Annotated in this window: 4 protein-coding genes and 1 tRNA gene; 1 reads left to right on the top strand and 4 read right to left on the bottom strand. The window is 40.5% G+C overall.

Annotated elements, in window-relative coordinates; all coding sequences use genetic code 11:
• Positions 1–915: 915 nt before the first annotated feature.
• From gltS to L8S15_RS07300, 4 genes are all read right to left on the bottom strand, one after another.
• Positions 916–2,130 carry a sodium/glutamate symporter gene (gltS, locus tag L8S15_RS07315; protein WP_016791550.1) on the bottom strand — a complete coding sequence of 405 codons (1,215 nt, stop codon included), beginning with the start codon at positions 2,128–2,130 and terminating at the stop codon, positions 916–918.
• A 254-nt stretch (positions 2,131–2,384) separates the two neighbouring features.
• Positions 2,385–2,475 (bottom strand) — tRNA-Ser (locus L8S15_RS07310).
• A 162-nt stretch (positions 2,476–2,637) separates the two neighbouring features.
• Positions 2,638–3,087 (bottom strand): L-alanine exporter AlaE, encoded by a 450-nt coding sequence (locus tag L8S15_RS07305; RefSeq protein WP_010437929.1) that lies wholly within the window; start codon positions 3,085–3,087, stop codon positions 2,638–2,640.
• A 248-nt stretch (positions 3,088–3,335) separates the two neighbouring features.
• Positions 3,336–5,870 carry a hybrid sensor histidine kinase/response regulator gene (locus L8S15_RS07300; protein WP_010437927.1) on the bottom strand — a complete coding sequence of 845 codons (2,535 nt, stop codon included), beginning with the start codon at positions 5,868–5,870 and terminating at the stop codon, positions 3,336–3,338.
• A 170-nt stretch (positions 5,871–6,040) separates the two neighbouring features.
• Here L8S15_RS07300 and L8S15_RS07295 point away from each other — a divergent pair, with 170 nt between their 5' ends.
• Positions 6,041–6,610, top strand: coding sequence for a UPF0149 family protein (locus tag L8S15_RS07295; protein WP_010437925.1), 570 nt, complete (start codon positions 6,041–6,043; stop codon positions 6,608–6,610).
• Positions 6,611–6,663: the final 53 nt, after the last annotated feature.

Genomic DNA, 6,663 nt, shown 5'->3' with positions numbered 1-6,663 from the left:
ATAGGTTATAGTGTGTTCTAATAATTATTAGAAATGTGATCTAGTACTATTTTTAAAACCTTTTTATATTGCTTCAATTACTTATAGATGAATAAAACCACTGGCTTCGATTCTGCTTGACATGATTAACTCCACATATATTGCTCAAAATTCACACACTAACACTAACTGCTATTCTCCAATTTCAGGTTATTAATTGTATAAAAAACAAACAAAAAGCCTAATAAGTAAAACTAACCTCTCTTTCGCTAACAATAATTTCGAATAGTATATGAGATACTAAGTTGCTTGTGCATCCTGTGACTTTACCTTTAATTCAGAAAATTTGTGTTTACCACAATATCGATACCCGTTTTTTATCTTAATTTTTCCTATAAGCAGCTGAAACAAGGCCAAAAATAACACAATAAATAGATAATCCTTTAATGACTCCAATTCAAACACAAAATCTATTGAATATAATAAATAAGGGCGAAACACCTACTCCCTTCGATTTAAATGATACATTTCAAACGAATATATAATAATTATTTAATAACTTAACGAGTATCAGAGTGATAAGTAGAACTTTAAATTCATTAACTAAAGTCTAAAAGGTGTTTGGTGTCGATGAGGAGAATGCTAAAGCACTAAAATTTGTACCGAATTTTGAGGAGGAGGTTATAGCTTATAATAGGAGAGTATGTACAAAGGTATCGCAACGAACAGCATTAATACCACGGTCGTATAAGAAACTCGGAGCTTAAAGGTTACGCTGCCAAGAAACTAAATCATACGACATTAAGTAGTGCGCAATTGAGTCTATAGGAACCTAACTATTTTTATCATTAATGTTTAACATCTGAAACGAATAACTGTAGCTCACTCGATTGAACAAGCTACTAATCATCTCCCCTTATGAAGCATAAGCTTCACTTACACTCCAACAAAGAAACTAATTACCAGTGCGTTAATCAAATCAACAAAGAAACCACACACTAGTGGCACCACAATGAATGCTTGTGGGCTTGCACCATAACGATGGGTCACCGCGGTCATGTTCACAATCGCGGTAGCGGTCGAACCTAATGTAATACCACCAAAGCCAGAACATATCACCACTGAGTCATAGTTTCTTCCCATCAAGTAATAGACGACAAAGATGGTGAATAGCAGGGAAAGCAAAATCTGGATACTCATGACAACAGAGATATAGCCAAACAACCCATCAAGATCCCAGATGCGTAGCCCCATTAACGCCATGGTCAAGAACATCCCCAAACAGATATCAGAGATCATCGCCAATCCTTTACGGCCTTGAGCGATTTTCTCTTGCGTGCGACGCTTCTTAAATAGTGCACGTCCAACGTTACCGATTAGGATACCTGCGATTAAACAGCTAACGAATAGTGGCAGTTTCAAACCCATAGCGTCAATAACTTCACTCAGGCTGTAACCCAGCATCAGAGTGAGGTTAAGAATTAACCATGCCCATAGAACGCCATAATGACTCAATTCTGTACGTGTTTCGCTTTCTTGAAATGCACCAACCGTCACATCTTCTTCATTAGATGGGTTGATTTTATGCTTATTAAGTAGATAGTTTGCAATTGGGCCACCAATTACACATGCCGCTATCAAGCCAACCGTATTTGAAGCCACACCGAGTTCTAACGCATTAGATATACCAAACTCTTCAACAAACATGGGTGCCCAAGCAAGCGTGGTACCAACGCCACCAATCAGACTCACAGAGCCGGATAACAAACCTGCTTTCGCGTCCATCCCAAAACCTGAAGCCACAACCATACCAACTACGTTTTGCAACACGATAAAGACGGTAGCCAGACACAGCAAAATGAACAGTGGTCGCCCACCTTTTATCAGCGTTTTAATATCCGCTTGAAGTCCAATACCAGCAAAAAAGTAGAGAAGCAAAAAATCTCTGACATCTAAACTAAATGTAATTTGAATTTCAAACAGATAGTAAAGCGCTGCTACGGTCGCAGCACAAACAAAGCCACCAATAACGGGCTCAGGCAATGAATATTTCCTTAGTACTTCAGAGCGCTCAATCAAACCTTTACCGATAAAAAGTAATGAGATCGCGATAGTAAAGGAAAGCATTGGAGAAACGAGGGTTTCTGTCATGGGGTATTAGATTCCTGATTGTGGGATTATTCATATTATTGCTTACTCTTGATCATCTAGATCCATACCAAAAAATCAAGCTTTTATCGGTTAAAAAGGCGCCTAATATGATTCTATTTAAATCGGCATAAATAGAGTAAATGATGACCAGGAAAGCATTACAACAACTTATACGAGAGTGTGTGCAGAAGGCGTAGAATTGTAGGGTTTCTAGAACGAGAAAACCCCAGCATTTCTGCTGGGGTTTCGAATAGTGGTGGAAGGATGGGGATTTGAACCCCAGATACGCTATAAACGTATACTCGCTTTCCAGGCGAGCGCCTTAAGCCACTCAGCCATCCTTCCACAAATTTTGTGTCGAGCTTGTTGCTCAACAAGGCGCTACTTTATTGATTCTGCTTGCTTTGGTCAAGGGGCATTATCAAAAAAAGTACCTTTTTCAGTTTGTTCGATTACAAATTAACTCATTAGATCAAAAACAAACCAAATTTCATTGTGCCTTTGTGCCTACGCTTGTTGGGAGTAGCCCGGAACTCGAAACCATTTGCGGCACATATCTAGGAAGTAACCGTAAAGTACACCCATACCACATGAGATAACCGCATTACTGGTGACTGCGGTCACGATCTGCTCGCTTGAAGCACCAACTGCCAACAAGATACCTGCATAAACAGGAGACTGGAATAACACGTAAGCCATTAGGTCGGACAAATTCTTCATCAAAGAGCTTTGTGAAAGCTTTGCACCATTGCGCAAGAACCAGTCACGAAAGACACCATAAGGCCAAGCAATAGCAATATTTACCGGAATAGACAACGTTCGTGAAGCAAGAGATTGCTCGAACGTCATACCTGAGATAAACACTTCTACGATCATGCCAGAGATAAAACAGAAAATTACCATAGCAAATGTATCCGCAGCGGCGTTACGAATACAAAATGGACCACGAGATTTCATTGACAACAAACCTAAAATATATCACTACCTGGATAGTGATTTAGCAACATATAAACAAGGTGTTTTTTAACCTTGCCAGATAATGTCGCTATTAAAACACAACTTAAGCAGACATACATTCCAAATTAAAAATCAAGTTGTAAATTAACAACCAAAAACCATTTAAAAAGCAGTCACTTCCACCAGAAAATCATACACAGGTCAAATAACGGGCAATTCGTTGTTTACTTTCTGTAATTAAATAACACTCAAGCCATAGGTAAATTTACAGTAATGATATTAATAGTGTCTTGAGTAGGAGGAGCTCCCATAGAAACCTGCTCTAGAGCTTTATCGACTTGAGATGACAATTCGGGATTATTCATAGGCTTAATGTGTAGACGTAAGCTCTCCAATGCAAATTGAATCAACTCTAGGTTATTGTCTTCAAGTGCTACATACAACGTCACTAACAGCTCTTCAGTATTATCTTTGTTTCGTAGATCGGGTTTAGGTAGAGAACGACTTTGGCTCTTCTGTCCATGAAGATGCGTTCTCTGGGAGTTCACATTATGATTATGACGCACCACGTCCTTGCTCATTTTTTCATTGCTAACTGTTTCTTGGTGAACTTCATCAATACGTCCTTCCTCATAACCTTCATCTTCATGGAATTGGTAAAGCTTATGCGAATAACGGAATAAAGCGTCGTCTAATTCACGTTCATCAATGGGCTTGGCGACAATGTAATCCACACCAGCGCCGAGCATTCGTTCGCGAGTCTCTTTAAAGACATCGGCAGTACAACCAAATATTAAAACTGATGAAACATCACCGATTAAAGCGCGAATAGCTGTTGTTGATTCAACGCCATCCATCACTGGCATATGGTTATCCATCAACACCAAATCAAAATGCTCTGCGACCACAGCTTGTATCGCAAGCTCACCATTTTCGACACTTTTGCACATGAAGCCTTTACTGCTCATGAACGTTTCAATAATGACGGTATTGGTTCGGTTATCCTCAACAATCAGCACTTTTAAGCCAGAATAATCTAACTTTTTGTGTGGCAAGCTCTCTATCTCACCCGGTTGACAAGGTTGGATTTTCAACCGAACGTCGAAGCTCGTACCTATTCCTTCTTCACTAGTAACCGTAATACTACCATCCATCAGCTGAGCAATTTTCTTCACGATCGCTAAGCCTAGGCCGGTACCACCAAAACGTCTTGTAGTCGAAGATTCTGCTTGTTCAAAAGGTTTAAAGATACGCTTTTGCGCTTCTTTGGAAATGCCAATCCCGGTGTCACGAACTCGAATACTGAGGTAGGTGTCATTTCCTTCAACAACTTCTTTAAAATACACCTCGACAAAACCTCTGGAGGTAAACTTCACAGCATTGTTTAATAGGTTGAACAAGATCTGGCGCAGCCGAGCCTTATCCGAGAAGTACCAACGCCCAGAAGGCACCTCAGAATAAACCTTAAATTGGAGCCCTTTTTCAGAAGACAATGTGTAGTAGACGCTGTTGATACTGCCAATGATTGAATCTAAAGGAAAACGCGTTTCATCAAGATCCAACCTACCCTGCTCGATCTTTGAAAAATCTAGGATCTCATTCAGCAGTGTCATCATATGATCGCCAGACTCATACAAACTCTTAAGGTGCTTTTCTTGCTCTGTATTTAAAGGGGTTTTAAGTAGGATTTGTGCGGTACCCAATACCCCGTTCATCGGGGTACGGATTTCATGTGACAACGTTGCCAGAAAAGCAGTTTTCGCATTAGTTGATGCTTGAGCTTTAACCTTTTCCGCTTCGAGGTAAATGGTCTTTTCATTAAAGGTTTTGATCAAATGACCGATTTCATCTTGGCTTGAGTACTCAACATCAATGATTTCACCGGCTTTAGAACCATCGACCTTTGCTGCAATGGCGGTAATTGGGCTAATCAAATAGCGGTTTAACAAGTAATAACCCGCCATCACACACAGTAGTAATAGAGGTACAATGCCGCCTTCGATACTCATGACTTGACGAAACACTTCGTCTGCAACGCGTGACTTAGAGTTAACCACATCAACTTGCCAACCGAATTCACCAAATTGATTACTACTGATGTAGATCCCTTCAACAAGATTGAAATTATGAGACACCAAGACTTGGTTAAGTTTGTCCCTAAGCGTAATACCAAGATCATACTCTTCCGCATGGTTCTTAATAAAACCCAATAACTCTTCGAGAGAGAGATCCACCGTTGCCACGCCAGCAAAGATGCCATCATAATAATAAGGGGATGAAGCGGTGATCATTCGAACGTGGGTGTATGGATCGATATAAACATCGCTCCACAAAATGGTTCCCTGGCTTCTGTTAATGACGGAGGTATACCAATACTCTTGATGATAAGGTGCAGTCTTAGGATTGTTATAAGAGAACAGCTGGTCAATCTTGCCATCGTCTGCTTTATTGAAAAAATAACTATTCAGTTGCATTTGAGGATTGAACATATAAGGTTCTGGCCAAATACCTGCACTGACGATCGTGTTGTCACTTGCCGCCAACATCGACTTAAACAAAGGAAGGACCTCAGCACCGCTTCGTTGTGCCTGAGCAAGACCAACTAAACTGTCAACAAAGCCTTCAGAGCTATTGAGAGGTTCTGTAATCAATGCAGAAAGAAGCTCTGTACGGAGATCTAGGTTCTCTTGTAATTTGGCTCGCACAGGGGATTCTACGACGTAATACGTCACACTACCGACAATAGCGATAAACATTGCAAGGTATAAGCTAAGCGCTACCATGCTTTTTTTCTTTAAAGACGACCGTATCTGCATAATTTTTTATTGTTTTCTTTTCTGTTAAACCTAGTGTTTATCATCAATGACATCAAGCCTTTTTAGATTGAAGCTTGATTGGTGTAAGTTCATTGGTACTATAAGTGCAAATATGTTCCCTTTTACGGTACCTCACTTTGACTTTACAAGATATTCTTGCGCTTCCAGAGTTGGAAGGAAAGCTAATCACAGAACACAAAACTATGGGATTTGTCACTGCAATGGCAGCGTCGCCTAATGTGTTAACCCCGCACGAGTGGCTACCATTCCTTTGGGGGGGGGAAGAAGTCGCTCCTTTTACTGATGGTGAACAGCTTGAAAGCTACATTGAAGTTATCATCGCGCTTTGGAACAAAACTCGCCCAGAGTTAATCGAAGGCACTTGGGTTTGGCCTGAAGCTTGTCAATTAGATGACGAGGAAGTGGTAAACACAGCAGCTCGTGATTTTTGTGAAGGCTTACTTCAAGGCTGGCAGATTGCACGTGACGACTGGGAGACTCTGATGCCTGAAGACAGTGAAGACAACGCGTTAGTTGGCGGTGTACTGCTTTCACTAAGTATGCTGTACGATCCTGAAACCTCAATTGCAACACTTGCAGAGCAAGGTATTGAAGGTCTTGAACAATTCGAAGAGATCTTTAACGCTGTTCCTGTGATGCTTTGTGGGCTAACACAACGCGGCATCGCATTAGCTGAAGCTCAATAATAATGATTAGCTAGATATAAAGAAGGCCTCTCGATGAGGCCTTTTTTTGTTTG

The sequence above is a fragment of the Vibrio sp. S/42/10 genome (assembly GCF_029890535.1).
Lineage (GTDB): Bacteria > Pseudomonadota > Gammaproteobacteria > Enterobacterales > Vibrionaceae > Vibrio > Vibrio cyclitrophicus.
The sequence above is the reverse complement of the archived record's forward strand: the minus strand, read 5'-3'. Positions and strand labels throughout refer to the sequence as shown.